Annotated in this window: 14 protein-coding genes, 1 tRNA gene and 1 pseudogene; 10 read left to right on the top strand and 6 right to left on the bottom strand. The window is 58.2% G+C overall.

Translation table 11 applies throughout. The features are described 5' to 3' along the window. Window positions 1-93: 93 nt before the first annotated feature. The gene (locus tag AO065_RS17910; protein WP_004883054.1) at window positions 94-579 is read left to right on the top strand and encodes a hypothetical protein; all 486 of its coding nucleotides are present in this window, start codon (window positions 94-96) and stop codon (window positions 577-579) included. Between the two features lie 265 nt (window positions 580-844). Here the strand turns inward: AO065_RS17910 and gabP are convergent, their stop codons facing one another. Further along, window positions 845-2236, bottom strand: coding sequence for a GABA permease (gene gabP, locus AO065_RS17905; RefSeq protein ID WP_004883048.1), 1392 nt, complete (start codon window positions 2234-2236; stop codon window positions 845-847). 538 nt (window positions 2237-2774) lie between these two features. On the opposite strand from gabP, the gene AO065_RS17900 reads away from it, so the two are divergent. The 5 genes and pseudogenes from AO065_RS17900 (at window position 2775) to AO065_RS17880 (ending at window position 7048) form a co-directional block, all read left to right on the top strand. Beyond that, window positions 2775-3548, top strand: a complete 774-nt coding sequence (locus tag AO065_RS17900) for an ABC transporter ATP-binding protein (RefSeq protein ID WP_004883045.1) — start codon at window positions 2775-2777, stop codon at window positions 3546-3548. A 13-nt stretch (window positions 3549-3561) separates the two neighbouring features. Further along, window positions 3562-4332, top strand: coding sequence for an ABC transporter substrate-binding protein (locus AO065_RS17895; protein WP_004883044.1), 771 nt, complete (start codon window positions 3562-3564; stop codon window positions 4330-4332). Window positions 4333-4398: 66 nt separating this feature from the next. Further along, a complete protein-coding gene (locus AO065_RS17890) occupies window positions 4399-5094 on the top strand; it encodes an ABC transporter permease (protein ID WP_004883042.1) in 696 nt (231 codons plus the stop codon). Beyond that, window positions 5091-5780, top strand: a complete 690-nt coding sequence (locus AO065_RS17885; RefSeq protein ID WP_004883040.1) for an ABC transporter permease — start codon at window positions 5091-5093, stop codon at window positions 5778-5780. Before AO065_RS17890 ends, AO065_RS17885 begins: the two co-directional genes overlap by 4 nt. Window position 5781: 1 nt before the next feature. Next, window positions 5782-7048: pseudogene (locus AO065_RS17880) on the top strand (methyltransferase). Window positions 7049-7349: 301 nt separating this feature from the next. Here AO065_RS17880 and AO065_RS17875 read toward each other — a convergent pair. Together AO065_RS17875 and AO065_RS17870 are read right to left on the bottom strand one after the other, a co-directional pair. Continuing rightward, window positions 7350-7676, bottom strand: a complete 327-nt coding sequence (locus AO065_RS17875; RefSeq protein ID WP_004883037.1) for a DUF6124 family protein — start codon at window positions 7674-7676, stop codon at window positions 7350-7352. Between the two features lie 687 nt (window positions 7677-8363). Further along, window positions 8364-9377, bottom strand: coding sequence for a J domain-containing protein (locus tag AO065_RS17870; protein WP_004883032.1), 1014 nt, complete (start codon window positions 9375-9377; stop codon window positions 8364-8366). 822 nt (window positions 9378-10199) lie between these two features. Between AO065_RS17870 and AO065_RS17865 the strand changes: the two genes are divergently transcribed. The 3 genes from AO065_RS17865 (at window position 10200) to AO065_RS17850 (ending at window position 13471) form a co-directional block, all read left to right on the top strand. Continuing rightward, a tRNA-Thr gene (locus tag AO065_RS17865) sits at window positions 10200-10275 on the top strand. A gap of 1362 nt (window positions 10276-11637) precedes the next feature. Further along, complete coding sequence (locus tag AO065_RS17855) at window positions 11638-12456, top strand: 2OG-Fe(II) oxygenase (RefSeq protein ID WP_004883030.1); 819 nt, start codon at window positions 11638-11640, stop codon at window positions 12454-12456. Window positions 12457-12745: 289 nt separating this feature from the next. Next, on the top strand, window positions 12746-13471 hold the full coding sequence (locus AO065_RS17850; RefSeq protein WP_032651319.1) for a hypothetical protein: 726 nt from the start codon (window positions 12746-12748) through the stop codon (window positions 13469-13471). 7 nt (window positions 13472-13478) lie between these two features. Here AO065_RS17850 and AO065_RS17845 read toward each other — a convergent pair whose 3' ends face one another. Continuing rightward, window positions 13479-13940 (bottom strand): GNAT family N-acetyltransferase, encoded by a 462-nt coding sequence (locus tag AO065_RS17845; RefSeq protein ID WP_004883028.1) that lies wholly within the window; start codon window positions 13938-13940, stop codon window positions 13479-13481. A gap of 5 nt (window positions 13941-13945) precedes the next feature. Next, on the bottom strand, window positions 13946-14515 hold the full coding sequence (locus tag AO065_RS17840) for a GNAT family N-acetyltransferase (protein WP_004883027.1): 570 nt from the start codon (window positions 14513-14515) through the stop codon (window positions 13946-13948). 125 nt (window positions 14516-14640) lie between these two features. Here AO065_RS17840 and AO065_RS17835 point away from each other — a divergent pair, with 125 nt between their 5' ends. Continuing rightward, window positions 14641-15177, top strand: coding sequence for a hypothetical protein (locus AO065_RS17835; protein WP_050562175.1), 537 nt, complete (start codon window positions 14641-14643; stop codon window positions 15175-15177). A gap of 8 nt (window positions 15178-15185) precedes the next feature. On the opposite strand, the gene AO065_RS17830 is transcribed toward AO065_RS17835, so the two are convergent. Further along, window positions 15186-16145, bottom strand: a complete 960-nt coding sequence (locus AO065_RS17830; RefSeq protein ID WP_004883024.1) for a quinone oxidoreductase family protein — start codon at window positions 16143-16145, stop codon at window positions 15186-15188. Between the last annotated feature and the right edge of the window lie 18 nt (window positions 16146-16163).

Raw genomic sequence — 16163 nt, 5'->3', positions numbered from 1 at the left:
AAACCCGCTCGCCAGCATCCCGGCCTTGGCTATTCGGGCTCTGTGCGCTTCAATAGCCGCCATTGCCCTTACCGCCGGACAAAGGACCGCCTCATGGCCTCGCCAGACAAGCAACAAAAACGTGCCAAGCGCGCAAAGATCAAGGCCAAGCAGAACCGCTCCGGGAAGTCGCCGACCAACGTCGTGCACCCCGTATTCGCCTCTGCGCTGGTCAACCAGCCGTTCGACGATGTGCAACTGGACATGAATACGTTCGACTTCAAGGACATCGTTGAAAACGGTTTCGACCCGGCCGACTACGAAGACCTGTTCGACACCATGAAGTCCGCCGAGGCCATCAGCCAGTTGGCGATGTGTCTGGTGTTCCTGCAATACCCGGTGCTGGCGCTGGTGGTTTCGGAAGAAGACGAAGAGGAAGCGACCGACTTCATGATGGGCCTGCTCATCACCTACCGCGCCATTCACCACAACGAAGACGAAGACACCGCCGTGGAGTGGGTCGAAGGCAAGGCTTTCCAGGCAGATTTCCAGATGGCGTCGGACTTGCTGATGAAGCGCGACGCCAGAGCGATGCGCTGAAAGAGTTGATCGTTCCCACGCGCTCATCGTTATACACAAATCCTCCTGGAGGAATACGATGATGATCGTTCCTACGCTCTGCGTGGGAATGCCTACCAGGACGCTCCGCGTCCGCTCTCGAATGTGGCGCAGATGTGCGCCCAAGCTCCAGCGTTATCCACGTAATGCGCTTGGCTCACTGAATCCGCAGTCTGTGCCATTTGTGACGCGGAGCGTCACGGGCGGTATACCCACGCAGAGCGTGGGCACGATCAGATATTTGCCATCACCCCAGCGCAGCAGCCCCGACCCGCGAAGCCTTGCGGCGGCGGGAGACGATCAGGCCAGCCCCGACCACCAGCAGGCTGAGCAAGCCGGTCGCGATGATTTCGATGCGGTGCTCTTCCTGGATGAGCATGATCGTCAACACCGCAACGATGAACACAATCACCATCCAGGTCAGCCACGGGAACAGCCACATCTTGAAATCGATGGCCTCACCCGCCGCGATGCGCTTCTGACGCATGCGCAGTTGCGACACGGCGATCACCAGATACACCAGCAAGGCGATGGCGCCGGAACTGGCCAGCAGGAAGTCGAACACAGCAGCAGGTGCGATGTAGTTGGCGAATACGGTCAGGAACGCTGCCGCCGTCGACAGCAGAACCGCCCAGTAAGGCGTGCCGCCCTTGCTGGTGCGCTTGGACAATGCAGGTGCGTCACCCCGCTTGCCCAGCGAGAACAGCATGCGCGACGCGGTGTACAGCGCCGAGTTGAGGCAACTGGTCACCGCAACCAGCACCACCAGATCAACAATCAGCTTGGCATTGGGAATGCCCATGGCATCCAGCACGGTCTGGTACGAGCCCACTTCCGCCAGGCGCGGGTCGTTCCATGGCACCAGCGACACAACGATGAAAATCGAAACCAGATAGAACAGGAAGATCCGCCAGATCACCGAATTGGTGGCCTTGGTGATCTGCTTGCCCGGATTTTTGGATTCAGCCGCCGCGATGGTCACGATCTCGGTGCCCATGAACGAGAACATGGTGGTCAGCATCGCCGCCAGCACCGCGCCCATGCCGTTGGGCAGGAAGCCGCCGGTATCGAACAGATGGCTGACACCGCTGACCTGGCTGGTCGGCAGCAGGCCGAAGATTGCTGCCACACCCAGCACCACGAACGCGATGATCGCCACGACCTTGATGAGCGCGAACCAGAACTCGAACTCGCCGTAGTTCTTCACGCTGAACAGGTTGGTGGCTGTCAGCAACAAGGTGATGACCAGCGTGAACATCCAGATCGCGATGTTCGGAAACCAGGCGTGCAGGATGGTCGCCGCCGCGTTGGCCTCCAACGGAATCACCAACACCCAGAACCACCAGTACAGATAACCGATGGTGAAACCGGCCCAGTGCCCAATGGCTCGGTCGGCGTATGTCGAAAATGAACCGGTGTCAGGCGAGGCGACGGCCATTTCAGCCAGCATGCGCATTACCAGCACCACCAGCGTACCCGCTGCAGCGTAAGCCAGCAGCACGGCAGGTCCGGCCTCGGCAATGGCGTGGCCGGAGCCGACGAACAAACCGGCGCCGATGACGCCAGCGATCGACAGCATGGTGATGTGTCGAGGTTTCAGCCCTTGTTCGAGCTCGGAAGAGTTAGCGGTACTGCTCATAAAACCACCTGTGCAAGACGAGCGAGGCACACCGGTGCGTCTCGTAAAAAGAAAGCAACGGTGCCGTTCTGTATTCTTGACGCAAGAATTGCGCCAAAATATTTCAAAAACGACGTCGCTCCTGAAACACAAGGGTTGTAGGCGAGCGGGCCCTGAATGGACAAATTGAAAATACGGTCTATGGCGTAGGATTTGTTACCTGACGCCCCNAAAACCGCTTCACACCACCGCACCGAAAATGCACACGCCACACATAAAAGCCCACCAATGGTGCGCACCATCAGGCACCGCTCCGCAAAAGCTGCTTCCAACACCCGGTCAAAAATGGCAACATCGCGCCTTTTTCGCGCACGCCCACCTCGACCGGGTACCCGATCCACGCGCCCGTCTGCTATTTAGCGACAGTCTGCTGCGGCGATGCGACAAACCGTAAAACGCTGTCACATTCACTCTTCGGCGCAGTTGGTTGTCTTTTGAACGCTGTGCTAGCTTGGCGCTCGCCTCGCAGAAAGAGCGCACAACACTATGAGGACCCCACATGGCTGAGGCCACGCCCGCCCTGGAAATCCGCAACCTGCACAAACGCTACGATCAGTTGGAGGTGCTCAAGGGCATCTCGCTGACAGCGCGTGAAGGTGACGTCATCTCGATTCTGGGTTCATCCGGTTCCGGCAAGTCCACCTTGCTGCGCTGCATCAATCTTCTGGAAAACCCGCATCAGGGTCAGATTCTGGTCGCAGGCGAAGAACTCAAGCTCAAGGCCACCCGCAACGGCGAGCTGGTTGCGGCCGACAACAAACAGATCAATCGCTTGCGCAGCGAGATCGGTTTCGTGTTCCAGAATTTCAACCTGTGGCCACACATGAGCGTGCTCGATAACGTCATCGAAGCGCCACGCCGCGTGCTGGGCCAGAGCAGGGCCGAAGCCATCGAAGTCGCCGAAGCGCTGCTGGCCAAGGTCGGTATCGCCGACAAGCGTCACGTCTATCCGGCCCAGCTCTCGGGCGGTCAGCAACAACGCGCGGCCATCGCCCGCACGCTGGCCATGCAGCCTAAAGTCATTCTGTTCGACGAGCCGACTTCGGCACTCGACCCGGAAATGGTTCAGGAAGTGCTCAACGTCATCCGCGCGCTGGCAGAGGAAGGCCGCACCATGCTGCTGGTGACCCACGAAATGAATTTTGCACGCCAGGTTTCAAGTGAAGTCGTGTTTTTGCATCAAGGAATGGTCGAAGAACAGGGCACACCGCAGCAAGTGTTCGAGAACCCGCTGTCGGTAAGGTGTAAACAATTCATGTCGAGTCACCGCTAACGGAGCAACACCCATGCAGACGTACAAGAAGATCCTGCTGGTCGCAGCGGCCACCCTGGCTTTTACGACCAGTGCATTTGCCGAAACCTTGAAGATGGGTATCGAAGCGGCCTACCCGCCGTTCAACAACAAGGACGCCAGCGGTCAGGTCGTGGGGTTCGACTATGAGATTGGCCAGGCCCTGTGCGCCAAGCTCAAGGCTGAATGCCAGGCGGTGACCTCTGACTGGGACGGTATCATCCCGGCCCTTGAAGCGAAGAAGTTCGACTTTCTGATCTCGTCGATGTCGATCACCGACGAGCGCAAACAAGCCGTCGATTTCACCGATCCGTATTACTCGAACAAGCTGCAGTTCATTGCGCCGAAAACCACGTCGTTTGATGCTGACACCGCCGACCAGGCCAAACAAAGCATCAAAGGCAAAACCATCGGTGCCCAACGCGCGACCCTGTCAGGCATCTGGCTGGAAGACCAGCAGCTCGAAATGCCCGATGTGAACGTCAAGCTCTATGACACTCAGGAAAATGCTTTCCTTGATCTGTCGTCCGGCCGTGTCGATGCCATGCTCGCCGACAAGTACGTTGGCTACGAGTGGCTGAAAAGCGAGGCTGGCAAGAACTTCGAGTTCAAGGGCAACCCTGTCAAGGATGACGACAAGATCGGCATCGCCGTGCGCAAGGACGACCCGCTGCGTGAGCGCCTGAACACCGCCCTGAAAGAAATCATCGCTGACGGCACCTACAAGAAGATCAACGACAAGTATTTCCCTTTCAGCATTCTCTGATTCACCTGACGGCGTCGCTGCGGCTTCGACTCGAAGCCCGGCGACCGGTCCTGAATAAGCCTGCCCATGAACATTGATCTCCACGGATTCGGCCCGGCCCTCGCGGCTGGCGCGCTGATGACCGTCCAACTGGCTCTTTCGGCCCTGTGCCTGGGCCTGATACTCGGCCTGCTCGGCGCCCTGGCCAAGACCTCGCCCTACAAGCCCCTGCAATGGCTGGGCGGCACCTACTCAACCATCGTGCGCGGCGTTCCCGAATTGCTCTGGGTGTTGCTGATCTACTTCGGCACCGTCAACGGCATGCGCGCGTTGGGTGAAGCCTTCGGCAAGCCGGACCTGGCGCTGAGCGCGTTCGCCGCGGGCGTCATCGCGTTGGGCCTGTGCTTCGGCGCCTACGCCACCGAAGTGTTTCGCGGCGCCATTCTGGCGATTCCCAAAGGTCATCGTGAAGCCGGGCTGGCGCTGGGCATGTCGCGCACGCGCATCCTCTACAAGCTGATCCTGCCGCAGATGTGGCGCATCGCCCTGCCCGGCCTGGGCAACCTGTTCATGATCCTGATGAAAGACACCGCGCTGGTCTCGGTGATCGGCCTCGAGGAAATCATGCGCCATGCACAGATCGCCGTGGGCTTCACCAAGCAAGCGTTCACCTTCTATATGGTCGCGGCCATCATGTACCTGGGCCTGACCGTGCTGGCGATGATCGGCATGTACTTCCTGGAAAAACGCGCCGCCCGCGGCTTTGCGAGGAGCGCATCATGAACTGGGAAGTCATCATCAAATGGCTGCCACGCCTGGCACAGGGCGCCACCCTGACGCTGGAGCTGGTGGCGATTGCAGTCATTGCGGGCCTGATTCTCGCGATCCCGCTGGGCATCGCCCGCGCCTCACGGCACTGGCCGGTTCGCACCCTGCCCTACGCCTACATTTTCTTCTTCCGCGGCACACCGCTGCTGGTGCAGCTGTTTCTGGTCTACTACGGCCTGGCGCAGTTCGATGCCGTACGCGCGAGTTCACTGTGGCCCTATCTGCGCGACCCTTTCTGGTGCGCGGTCATCACCATGACCCTGCACACCGCCGCCTACATCGCAGAAATCCTGCGCGGCGCGATTCAGGCAGTACCGCCCGGCGAAGTCGAAGCCGCCCGCGCCCTGGGCATGTCGAAGTGGAAAGCGCTGTTCTACATCGTCCTGCCACGCGCCGCCCGCATCGGCCTGCCTGCCTACAGCAACGAAGTGATCCTGATGCTCAAGGCCAGCGCCCTGGCCAGCACTGTCACGCTGCTGGAACTGACCGGCATGGCCCGCACGATCATTGCCCGCACCTACATGCCGGTGGAGATCTTCTTCGCCGCAGGCCTGTTCTACCTCGTGATGGCGTTCGTGCTGGTACAAGGCTTCCGCCTGCTGGAAAAACTGTTACGCGTAGACGCGAGCCAGGGTCGCTGATATGAAGGGGGCTGGCTTTCATCCGGCCAGTCTCCCACGCGAAGCCGCCGACCATGAATTCTGAACCCAGCCTGCAGAACGACACGCTTCGCAGCCACTTTGGTGCGCTGGACAGCTTCCTGTTCGCGCATCAGGGTTTGTGGCGACCCAGGCCCTTCATCCATCTGCGGCTGCCGTGGGAAGACCAGTACCCGGAGCTGGCGCAGTGGTTGCGCCAACGCACCCTCGAACAGGCTGAAGCGGCGCACCTGGACCCCGACCAGCTCGACGCGCCCTTCCCGTTTGCGGCACTGGCATCCGAAGCCGTTGCCCTGAGCCAGGTCGCCGAACTGCCCGTCTACCCGCTCGCCCCCGTCGAGCCGCGCATGAGTGTTGATGTGCCAGGACGTAAGTGGCAGCAGATCGAAGCCTTCGCACGTCATGTGGACACCGGACAGGCAGGCATCCACTGGCTGGACTGGTGCGCGGGCAAGGGCCATCTGGGTCGTCGCCTGACCGGGCGCGGCCAGCAACTCACCTGCCTTGAGCGCGACCCGGCACTGGTCGAAGCGGGCCTTACCCTGAGTGCCCGCCAAGGCTTGAACGCCGAGCATGTCCAACAGGACGTCATGGCCGATGATGCGTGGCGCAGCCTGCAGCCGCACCATACGCCCGTCGCGCTGCATGCTTGCGGTGATCTGCATGTACAACTGATGCAACTGGCCAGCCACACCGGCTGCCAGCGACTGGTGATTGCGCCCTGCTGTTACAACCGCACCCGCTTCGATCATTACCAGCCGCTGTCCCGCGAGGGCAAAGCATCGGGGCTGACCTTGTCGCGTGACGAACTCGGTTTGCCGTTGAGCGAAACCGTGACCGCTGGCGCCCGCGTCCGTCGTCAGCGCGACACCTCGATGGCACGCCGCCTGGGGTTCGACCTGCTGCAGCGCACCCTGCGCGGCATCGATGAATATATGCCTACACCGTCATTACCCGTCTCGTGGCTTGACGCTCCCTACGAAGATTACTGCCGTCATCTGGCTCAGCTGAAAAACCTGCCCTTGTCGGGCGAACAGAACTGGGCGCAATGGGAGGCTGCGGGCTGGCAGCGACTGGCTCAGGTGCGCAACCTGGAACTGGTCCAGAACCTGTTCCGACGCCCGCTGGAAATGTGGCTGGTGCTTGATCGAGCGCTGTATCTTCAGGAGCAGGGTTACCGGGTCAGCGTCGGGACTTTCTGTCAGCGCCAGCTTACGCCTCGCAACCTGCTGATACTGGGTCAAAAATGAAGCTGTAAAACCACAGAACATCCTGTGGATAAGTCTGTTGATGAAAATTCTGAATGGCGCGTTAAAGCTTGGCGCACCAGTTACTGAAGTCCCTGATTTTTCCTGCCTGTTCCGTCAGGAACCCACAAAAACAGTGGTTTGCGACACAGGGCGGGTATTTGCACACTTATTGGCATGTACGCAAATATTGATGTAGCGATTGTGCATAAAGATTTGGTAACGGCTCTGGAACGGGCCTGTTGCGGTGCCGGATCGCATACGGGTAACACGCCGTTCACGATCCGGTTTTCAAGCGGATATCTCAGACTTCTTCGACACACTCCAGGGATCGCTCGACCATCACCTTGGCCATCTCGGCCATGTGCATGGCAGCAAACGCCAGGTCCCGTTTCGACCCGATCAACTCATCGCCCAGTTCATAAGCCGTTGCCGAGGCACAGCGCAGAAAATCCAGCGCATGCAGTAACGTCGCTTCCAGATTCATGTAATCGGCACTGTTGTCTTGGGATTCGTTGTTGGGGCGACTGGTGGGCAGGTAACACGCCATCGCGCGTTTGACGACGGCCTGATCGAAGACCGGTGCGCCAGTGGATGCTTTGGAAGGTGGATCGGGTGTGACTTTGACCATGTTCTAGCTCCTTCGATGAAATCGCTGTCCTCTCGCTACTAAACGAAAGGGCGGCGACTGTGCACGAGTTAGTAGACCGGTGAGCCAGGCAACCGGCGCACCCGAAGGCGCCAAGCGCACAGCCGCCATAGCATCGGGACGGACCTGATGAAACACGGTTGTGATGCCTTGCTCATTGCGGGCTACTAAACCCCATCGCTGATGGGCAGCGACGGACGGGAGATTAGAAGCACAGACAGCAAGGCACAAGCGGGCCGGGATTCTCTCGGAAATGTCCCGCAAAGGAAAGAGACGAAGCCTTCAAAAACACGCCTGAAAGCGTTGCAAGACATGAGTGATGCAGGTTTGACGACCGTTCCTCACGCTCCGCGCTCATCGTTATACACAAGTCCGAAAGACGCGCAAAACGGGGCCAAACGAAAGTGTCTGACTGAATGCATATCCCGTGGGAGGCGGCTTGCCGGCGATGGCGTCTGTTCAGTCACCGATAGATCGCTTCAGAAAAAGCATCGCCGGCAAGCCGCCTCCCACGGTAGTCCGTGGTTGCAGCAAGACTTGGGTGCATGGGCATATCGGTGTGCCTGAGATCACTCTGATCGTTCCTACGCTCCGCGTGGGAATGCCGCCCAGGACGCTCCGCGTCCGATTCAACTGACTACGCAGATCCTGAACTCACACGCATACCCACTAAAACTGATCTTCCTTCAACCGCGTAAACGGCACACTGCGCCCCTGCAACTTACGCAACGTCAGCTTGTACGCGCTGGATTTGATCTGACTGCCCATCGGCGTTTCTTCCAGCAGGATCCGCCCCGAGGCAAACGCACAGCCCGTATCCAGCATCTTGTACTTGAGCAGGTACAGACCCGCGTCCATCTTGGCGAACGAGAACGACGCACCCACCGGAATATAGGCATGCCGGAACGCCTTGCGCCCCATTGCGTCCGTGACCTTGGCGTAAACCGCAGAACCGCCTGCCGTGTTATCAACAGTGATCTGCGACCAGCCATTATCCTTGAGCGTCGGCATGTCCTTCACATAACCCGCCTTCTGCGGCCAGGGCGCGCCCATCGGATCAACCAGCGGCACCTCACACTCCGACGCAGCCACGTCCGCAGCTTTCTCAGCCACGCTGACAGGCTCAACCACAGGCTCGGGCTCAACAGCCGGTTTGACCCACGACTGCACCACAGGCACCGATTCAGTCGGCACGAAAGACTTGCCAGCATTAGGGTCGTACCCCATCCACGCGCCGCCCGCACAGAAAATCACAAACACCGCCGCCCAGCGCCACACACTGCCGTGGCGCTGACTTCTGGAAGGCTGGGGAGAACCATTGGCCCGACGCTCAGGGCCGGTATAGGTGGATTGCTGCGGTGCAGCAGACGCCGAGCCCGACGCACTGGCATACACATGAACGGCACGCCCACGCATCGCCTGCACCTGCCTGCGGCGTGCAGCGTCTTCGCGAGCCCTCTGCTCATCGGCCACCAGCTGCGCGTCATAAACCGCGCGTCTGCCAGCATCGGCCAGCACATCGTGAGACGCGTTGACGACACTCATCATGTCCGAAGCGTAAGGGTCGGAATTCCTGTCCGGGTGCAGCTTCTGAGCGATCTTGCGATAAGCCTTCTTGATCTGATCAGGAGAGGCATCGCGAGCGACATTCAGCAGCTCGTAATGCGTGGGCGTTCTCTGCATTGCACTAGCTGTCCATGGCCGACTGCCATTTTGATACAGCTATATCGGCCAGAACCGCTCGAACTCCAATCGCAATGCTACACACCCGATACAAACACAAAAAAATGCCCGGATCCTGAGACCCGGGCATCGTTTTCAGACATCGAGACCATCAAAGACCCGCCGAAGCGACCTTGACCGTACCCGACTTGGTGACGACTTCATCAGCGTCCAGACGCACATTCATGCGATTCAGACGGCAATGCACAGCCTCTCTGTCACCTGACGCCTATCCAAGCGGACAAAACGTCGTTACCAATATCTCCAAACCGCTTCTCAGTAGATGGCCGACCTACGGTGTACTGCATCCCCGAAGCCCTGCAACGATCCTTCGTGTCATTCAATGGATAATCCTTTATCCCTGACTGAAAAGTGAACGCCCCTCGCCGCCTGACTCAGTGGCTTGGGCCGTTGAGAACAAGCCTATGCAAAGCGCCCCGAGCGTGCAAACGGCCCAAAAGCCACTAACTCGCCTGGAGCGCTGAACGACTACAGATAGCCACCACCGGCTAAGTCATTGATTCGCATGGGCGGGTTAAAAATCGACGCGGGTTATAGCCGAATCACTCTCATCGAAGCGGGGCCAAACCAGCATGTTGAGACACCCTTCTACCCGCCATCAGGCAGCCTAATCCGCCAAACCTTAGGGAAACGTCCTTCATCCACCACCGACCCTGTCCTGCACGCCGACGCTAAGCCGCACCGGCGGTCAAATTTTTTCAACTGAATCAGTCAGCTAGGGTTTACAAGCGCATCAGACTCTATATACTCGCAGCCCATTACGCCGGTATAGCTCAGTTGGTAGAGCAACTGACTTGTAATCAGTAGGTCCCGGGTTCGACTCCTGGTGCCGGCACCATACGCAATACCGAAGAAGGCTCACCGAAAGGTGGGCCTTTTTTGTTTATAGCTTTCCGCTTGTACGACTTTCGCCGTTCGTTCACCGTTTTATTGGACCCAGAGGCCCTGAAGAAGTCAGGATATCTACCGCATATCCTCGGGGCAGGTCAAAACCTGCGACCTGCAAGTTTTACGAAACTTTCGTAATCAGAGATTCCTTCTTCCCGGAAAGTTTGGTGACGGCCTACGTTTCAAGCCGAAGCCGTGACTGCCGACAAATTTCATACTAGGTCGCATACACCGCTGAATCGACTGGGTAGGGGTAGGGGCAGGGGCAGGCATTGGCACACATGCTGCCGCAGGTGAAGCCTCCACCATTGGTGGAAAACTCAAAGTTCGATCTGACATCGCGCTCGTCCAACCTGCAATGTAGCCCAATGGGGGATGGACTTACCCTTTTCCCCCTCGAGTGAGGGCCGTGTAAAACAGGCCATTGGCGGAAGTTAACTCCTTGCGACGAAGGAAGTCTCGGCGCGCCGCTCATGTGCGGATCTGTCAGTGAATGAGAGGGATCACCTGATTTGGCGGGCGTAATTCTTACGGACGACACGACCGATGTAACTGTTCAACCCCCGCCCAGCGCGCGCCAGCTTTTGAAGTTCTGCAACGATCGGCGCACCGGGTCTGGTTGAATCGTAAAGGTACTGGGAATGATCCTTGAACTCGACCACGGTAGATCCGGTACCAATCTCGTAGCCGACAACGCCCGAGTCCCCATTCAAATACTGTAGCGCTCCATACTTCCTTCACTAGCCAATTAGCTGGCAATTCGCCATCCATAGAAATCTAGTAGCGATAGTTGCAGTTGTCGAATTGTAATTCCGTGTAATTCCGGAATTTCCTCAACGGCGGCACAGTGCCTAGGGATCGGGGGCGGCCCCATAAAACACCGTGCTGGCAGCGACACTTTGGGCTTGGCAGAAAGCATTTATTTGGTTCACGGAGCGTTGTCTCACCAGCCACGATGAGACGGATCCAACGATCCGCTTACTATTCAATTACCCGCTCGGCACCTCAAATCTGGGATGTGATTCAGATAGTCACGACCGACAGTAACCGGCCCATAATCTGTAGAAAAAAGCCAGTGCGCTTATAACCCGTATTCTGGAGTGATACTAATTTGGAAACCACGCTCTGCGCCGGTTTTTCATATGATCACTCACACTGGCCGACATTCAACAATTTTCATTTCCGATGCTTTTCTGTGGCTCGTTGTGTAAGGCGATGACTGAAGTGAGCTTTCGGTGCCGGAGATCAGCTCTTTGAACAACCACCCAAATACCACACAATATACGTTTTGGCACCAGCGCAAGGAATAGACATGAACGTCCCCGCGATCGCCGCAATGCTAGTCAAACGACTTGACAGCCTGCAGCACGACATCCGGCAGCAATGGAGCAATCCAAAAGGCACACACACCCGCCATTTCATCGTAGACGAGCTTCTGACCGATGACATGGCGCAGGCGATCTACGACGCTTTTCCAAAGGCTGCTGACGGTTTCTTCGATCGCAAGTCATTCCGCGAGAAGAAAAAAACAATGACGGATCTGAGTCACTTCCCCGAGATCCTGAGCAACATCACTTACGCGATCCAGCATCCGGACGTGGTGGCCAAGGTTTCCGAGCTGGTCGGCTTCGAGCAAATCACTCCAGACCCGTCATTGTACGCAGGTGGGCTGTCGATGATGTTTGAGGGGGATTTCCTCAATCCGCACATCGACAACAGCCACGATGGCGCGCGAAACCTCTACCGCCGACTCAATCTGCTGTATTACGTCACGCCGAACTGGTCCCTTGAAAATGGCGGCAACTTTGAGTTGTGGGACCATCAGGTGAAAACGCAGAAGACTGTAGTTTCCGCGTTCAACCGTCTGGTGGTGATGGAGACAAACAAGGACTCCTGGCACTCGGTCAGCCCTGTAACGGTGGGCACCGCTCGTTGCTGCGTCTCAAACTACTATTTTTCCGAGGTATCGCCGGACGATCACGACTATTTTCACGTGACATCTTTCAGCGGTCGTCCAGGCGAAACGGGACGTCGATTACTCGGTGTAGTCGATAACGGCATTCGCAACGTCGTGTCCAAGGTTCTTGGGAAAGGACGGGGTCGCAATCTGGTCAATAAGACAGAGAAATAGCCCTCATCAGAGCGTTACTGGCTGGAGCTTCGTGGACAGTAACGCCGATTTGGCCACATCGGCTGTAAACGTTACTGCGTTCCTTGGCACCGGACTCGGGCAATGCTGGCATTAAGCGAACGCACGCACCTTGAAAAAAGCCGGAAGGCAGGTTTCGAGATCAGTCATAAAACTTCCCTCGGTCCTCTTATCCTGTAACGCCCCGACACACCGCCCGTCACCCCCCTCTAAAGCTCCACCCCTACCCCGTCGATACCCTGTGGACAAACACAATCATGGATCGATGAATATGCTTACCTCACTAAATCCATCCGCTATCCCATCTATCGTCGCCAAGCTCACACCCTCCGACATCAAGCTCACGCCTCAGCCCATGAGCGATGCGGCCAAGGAGGCGTTGCTGAATGCCAAGCCGATCGTGGTTCCGCCTCCCGTTGTAGTACCGCCGACCACCACCGGGCCCATCGTAGTGATCGACACGGTTATAGGGCCTGAGCAGTCGCCGGATTTTCCTCGACTGGCGGAATTGAACAAATCCATCACTGCGCAGATGAAGGGCTCCTTCGAGGACTTCAAGGCTGGTTTGGCGTACTTGTATCCGGATCTGGCTGACAAGAAGTTCGGTTTCACGGTGCAGGAAGATGGCAGCCTGAAGGCGATCAACAGTTCCGGGCAGTTAAGTGCTTCCGATATGGAGCGTTTGAATTCGCTGTTGAATGCGTCCAGTGATCTGAAATCAGCGGCGGTGGCTTATCGCGACTCGGCCATTGATATGGTGAATGCGGATTCCGCTTTTTCGGGCAGCTACCTCGGCATGTACAACCTGACCAAGGAAAACTTCGCCAATACGCTGGATCTGGGAGCGTTGTTGATCCCCAAGACCTTGACACCGTCCAAGGAGCAGTTTGACGGGATGTTCTTCAATCAGATGGCCTCCAAGGCCGAGCGGGCGACGCCGGAAGTTCTGACGGCGAGGATGGAAGCGCGTTCGAAGGGGTTTGCAGCGACGGCGTGATGCTTGATCAGGGCTTCTGGCGGAGGTAGTAGTGATCGAACTCGCCGCTTTCAACGAGCCGGAAGCCATGGCGGATGTAAAAGCGGTTTGAGTCGCTACCCTTGAGAGCGCCGACTCGGACCGCTGTCCCGCAGGTATCGGCCTCGCTCAGTATCTGACGAAGCACTGTGGAGCCAATGCCCTGTCCTTGGGCGCCTGGCCTGATATAAAGGTGATCCAGCAGCCATTCGTCCCCCAACGGTTTCAGTACCACGAAACCCACTCTTCTTCCGTTAGCCTCGATATGGCGTGTGTGCTGTACGGAAAAGCCTTGGCGGAATCGCTCTCGGGCGCGCTCAGGATCAAAGCGACCCAAGCGCTCCAGGCTCTCGCGCATGGCATCGATGCGCAAACTGACCAGCGCTTCGAAATCGTCAGGCTGGGCGGGGACGAGTCTGACTGTCGAGCTGGTTTCAGGATGCAGGGCCATCGGGCTTACTCCTCCTCATGCGTTCTACTGCCTTTGCGCCCCACCCACTCCTCCCGCGTCATCTCCCAGATCTCCTCCGGGAATCTGCCGCTCACGTAATCGCTTTCCCCGGTCGACACCAGTCGCATGCCTTCCTTGATCGAAACCCGTCGTGATCCTCCGTTCGGTGCAGCCTTGGGAACCTGCATTACAGGTTGGCCGAGGGTTTCGAACCAGAACGCGTTTATCACCCCACAGGCCTCCTGCATGTAGCCGTTGCCCTGCCAGTCCGGGTGCAGCCAGAAGCCGCGGTTGTTGCCGGGGGTGGTCATCAGGCTGATGCTGCCGATGATGTTGTTCGGCGCAGTATGCAGGCGGATCATCCAGTGCCACTGGGTGCCTTGCTCACTGGCTGGCAGGGCGACGTCCTGGATGTAGCGCAGTGCGCCGTCTTCGGGATACGGCCAGGGCACGCGGTTGTTCAAGAATCGTACGATTTCCCAGTGCGGGAAAAGCTGCTGCATGGCGGGTGCGTCGGCCAGCTGGAGAGCTGTCAGCAGCAGGCGCTCGGTTTGCAGGGTTGGGGTCGTGCTCATGACGAGGTCCTTGTCGTGTCGCCGGATTTACAGGATGAACGGTCCCCGTTCGGGCAATTTTGGTCGAACTGCTTAACTTGAATCAGGGTCTACCCAGCATCTTTAACATTCGGTATTAATTAACTGTGTCCAGAATTATCACAGACGAGACGCCCGAGCACGTCGTCGATGAGCAACAGGTCAAATTGTTCGGCTCGCCCAAGGAACGGCTGGATTTCTATCGGCGCGAGATTCACTACGAAACGACCAACCTGTCGAACCGCACCAACGCCTATTTATCGGCGCAGTCGTTTCTGGTGATTGCTTATGCGTCGTCGATGGCGAACGCGAATACGGATTGGGGCGTGATGTTCACGCTGGTGGTGCCGCCGATGCTGGCGTTGTTGGGGCTGTTCTGCACGATTGCGGCATGGCCAGGCATTCGGGCGGCGTGCGACATCATCATGCACTGGCATCGCAAGCAGGCGGGGTTGCTGCGCAGCGAGCCGGTCATCGGGCTGACCTATGACGACTCGCCGCTTTTCAGCGACTGGGAATCCAGCGAAACCGGGCCGAAGAAATCACTGCTGTTCTCCAAGCGCACGCCATGGCTGTTCAGTTTTTTCTGGCTGTTTCTGGGCAGTTTCGCAGTGTTCGTGCAATTGCTCGCACTGGACAACTGATTACGGTTTCAAGGCACCAGAATGATCTTGTCTCCCCTGCCCTCGTTGACCTCCGCATAGCGCGCGACACCTTCACTCAAGGGCGATTCAACCAGATCGCCCGGTAGCGCCAGCATCCCCTGATCGAAGAACTGACCGAACTGATCCAGCATGGTGGCGCAGGTCGCGCAGTCGTAGAGCAGCGAGTTGATGCCGACCACCGATCCGCCTTTGCGATACAGCGCCAGCGCAGGCAGTTGCACGTGGCCGTCAGCGGGCGCGGCGATGATTGCGATACGGCCGAATGGCGCCAGCGCAGGGACGGCGGCGGGCAGCCAGAAGCCGGTGGTGTCGAAGATCACGTCGGCGCCACCTTTGAAGATTTCGTTGACCTGACTGCCAAGGCTCTCCGGGGTATCGAGCAACAGGCCGGCGAAGCCGTCGGCTTCCAGCGCCTGAAGGTGCTCGGGACGACGCACCGCGCCCAGCACCTGAGCACCGAGAATCTTGCCCAGCGCCAGTGCGGCACTGCCGACCGCGCCATTGGCACCGATGACCAGCAGGCGTGTTCCGCTTTTTACCAGGCTGCGCTGCAGGGCATCCCAGGCGGTGGTGTAAGGCACGCCAAGGCTCGCGGCCTGAACGAAGCTCAAGGCTTTGGGTTTGAGGGCGACGCCTGCGGCAGGCAGGGTGATGTATTCGGCATGCGAACCGTCGCGAAAGAAGCCGGGCTCTTTGCCGGTGCCCCAGACTTGCTGACCGATCAGCGCTTGCGGGCCTTCAATGACCACGCCCGCAAAGTCGCGACCGGGAATGCGCGGCAGTGTGGTGTAGGGGAAGCGACCCAGCACATTCTTCACGTCGCTGGGGTTGAGGCCGGCGGCTTTTACCTGAATCAGTACTTCGCCTTCGGCAGGCTTGGGTGTTGGCAGTTCAACGTATTGCAGGGCGGCGAGGTCGCCGGTTCGGGAGAATTGCAGGGCATTCATTGAGGAGGCCTTTTTGAA

Origin of the sequence: Pseudomonas viridiflava, assembly GCF_001642795.1 — a bacterium.
Lineage (GTDB): Bacteria > Pseudomonadota > Gammaproteobacteria > Pseudomonadales > Pseudomonadaceae > Aquipseudomonas > Aquipseudomonas viridiflava.
The sequence above is the reverse complement of the archived record's forward strand: the minus strand, read 5'-3'. Positions and strand labels throughout refer to the sequence as shown.

Bases quoted from the DNA above. Each gene is read 5' to 3' on its own strand.
- AO065_RS17910 (WP_004883054.1), top strand. From the start codon at position 94: ATGGCCTCGCCAGACAAGCAACAAAAACGTGCCAAGCGCGCAAAGATC.
- gabP (WP_004883048.1), bottom strand. From the start codon at position 2,236: ATGAGCAGTACCGCTAACTCTTCCGAGCTCGAACAAGGGCTGAAACCT.
- AO065_RS17900 (WP_004883045.1), top strand. From the start codon at position 2,775: ATGGCTGAGGCCACGCCCGCCCTGGAAATCCGCAACCTGCACAAACGC.
- AO065_RS17895 (WP_004883044.1), top strand. From the start codon at position 3,562: ATGCAGACGTACAAGAAGATCCTGCTGGTCGCAGCGGCCACCCTGGCT.
- AO065_RS17890 (WP_004883042.1), top strand. From the start codon at position 4,399: ATGAACATTGATCTCCACGGATTCGGCCCGGCCCTCGCGGCTGGCGCG.
- AO065_RS17885 (WP_004883040.1), top strand. From the start codon at position 5,091: ATGAACTGGGAAGTCATCATCAAATGGCTGCCACGCCTGGCACAGGGC.
- AO065_RS17875 (WP_004883037.1), bottom strand. From the start codon at position 7,676: ATGGTCAAAGTCACACCCGATCCACCTTCCAAAGCATCCACTGGCGCA.
- AO065_RS17870 (WP_004883032.1), bottom strand. From the start codon at position 9,377: ATGCAGAGAACGCCCACGCATTACGAGCTGCTGAATGTCGCTCGCGAT.
- AO065_RS17855 (WP_004883030.1), top strand. From the start codon at position 11,638: ATGAACGTCCCCGCGATCGCCGCAATGCTAGTCAAACGACTTGACAGC.
- AO065_RS17850 (WP_032651319.1), top strand. From the start codon at position 12,746: ATGCTTACCTCACTAAATCCATCCGCTATCCCATCTATCGTCGCCAAG.
- AO065_RS17845 (WP_004883028.1), bottom strand. From the start codon at position 13,940: ATGGCCCTGCATCCTGAAACCAGCTCGACAGTCAGACTCGTCCCCGCC.
- AO065_RS17840 (WP_004883027.1), bottom strand. From the start codon at position 14,515: ATGAGCACGACCCCAACCCTGCAAACCGAGCGCCTGCTGCTGACAGCT.
- AO065_RS17830 (WP_004883024.1), bottom strand. From the start codon at position 16,145: ATGAATGCCCTGCAATTCTCCCGAACCGGCGACCTCGCCGCCCTGCAA.